The sequence below is a fragment of the Brasilonema bromeliae SPC951 genome, from assembly GCF_012912135.1.
Classification (GTDB): Bacteria; Cyanobacteriota; Cyanobacteriia; order Cyanobacteriales; family Nostocaceae; genus Brasilonema; species Brasilonema bromeliae.
The window spans coordinates 1-1,710 of record NZ_QMEB01000413.1; the positions used below are offsets into that span (position 1 = coordinate 1).

A 1,710-nucleotide genomic window follows, 5' to 3' on the forward strand; every position below is an offset into this window, starting at 1 on the left:
TGACGCTTTTCCTGTTGATTGGGCAGGTACGCAAAATAATCTCGCTAATGCTTACAGTAACAGAATTAGAGGGGAGCAGGCTGAGAATTTAGAGGTAGCGATCGCTTGTTACCAAGATGCTCTAAAAGTTTTTACTTTTGACGTTTTTCCCTATGAATGGGCAAGGACGCAAAATAATCTTGGTCTTGCTTATCATGACAGAATAAGAGGGGAGCGGGCACAGAATTTAGAGCGGGCGCTCGCTTGTTACCAACAAGCTCTAAAAGTCAGAACTTTTGACGCTTTTCCCCAAAAATATGCAGAAACTTTATTTAATATTGGGACAGTTTACCAAGAAGCAAAACAATTTGATTTAGCTTACACTATCTTTGAATCCGCTATAGCCACAGTAGAATCTTTGCGGGAGGAAATAGTTTCTGGGCAGGAAAGCAAACGCAAACAAGCGGAAGAATGGAACAAACTTTATCGCCGCATGGTAGAAGTTTGCCTAGAATTAGATAAAATCACGGAAGCAATTGAATATGTTGAACGTAGTAAAACTCGCAATTTAGTTGAACAAATACTCATCCGTGACCAGAAAACCATCTTTCCTCCAGAAGTAGTCACTCAATTAGAAACATACAGGGATGAAATAGCTACAGGACAAGCTCAAATCCAAAATGGCAAAGCTGAAAATCCCAAAGTCCTTGCACAAAAACTTCAAAAGTTACGACAGCAGCGAAATGAATTGCAAAACCGCTACTTACCCATTGGTTATGGTTTCAAACTTGACTCATTCCAAGGTTCTTTGGATGAGCATACAGCCATTATCGAGTGGTATATTCTCAACGATAAAATTCTGGCGTTTATTGCCACAAAACAAAAAGAGGTAACTGTTTGGCAATCCCAAACAGAAGACCAACAAGCTTTGTATGATTGGGTAAATCAATATTTGCAGAATTACGACGAGCAAAAAGACCAATGGCGAAATAACTTAGGGGAAGAAATCAAAAAATTAGCTTCGATTCTGCACATTGATGAAATATTAACCCAGATACCAAAGCACTGCGATAAACTCATCCTAATTCCCCATCGATTCCTGCATTTATTCCCCCTTCATGCAATCCCAATAAATCAAAATTCGGAAAATTCGTCTTGTCTTCTAGATTTATTTGCTGGTGGTGTCAGCTATGCACCCAGTTGTCAACTACTGCAACAGGTACAACAGCGCAAACGTCCTGATTTTCAATTTCTATTTGCAATTCAAAATCCCACAGAAGACCTGAATTACACCGATTTAGAAGTACAAGTTATTCAAAGCTACTTTAATACTGCCAACATCCTGAAAAAAACAGCAGCGACACTCACAGCTATTAATAATACTGACTTAAACACTTACCACTGCACCCACTTTAGCTGTCACGGGCAATTTAACTTAACAAATCCCGATAAATCAGCCCTAATTTTGGCAAATGCACTCGTTGCTGACGCACCGACAAAACCCGACTCTGAACGTTATCTAAATTTGCGATTGGGTGAAACCCATGATTTAGACAAATGCCTTACCTTAGAAAAAATCTTCAGTCTCAAATTAGAAAAATGTCGCCTCGTAACTCTTTCAGCGTGCGAAACTGGATTGATTGATTATAGCAATACCAGTGACGAATACATTGGTTTACCTAGCGGTTTTCTGTTAGCAGGTAGCCCCAGTGTCGTTAGTTCTCTCTGGAC

At 39.6% G+C, this 1,710-nt stretch carries 1 protein-coding gene; it reads left to right on the top strand.

What is annotated here, in order from left to right:
• A partial coding sequence (locus tag DP116_RS28120; RefSeq protein ID WP_169158237.1) for a CHAT domain-containing protein occupies window positions 1-1,710 on the top strand: 1,710 nt, incomplete at both ends.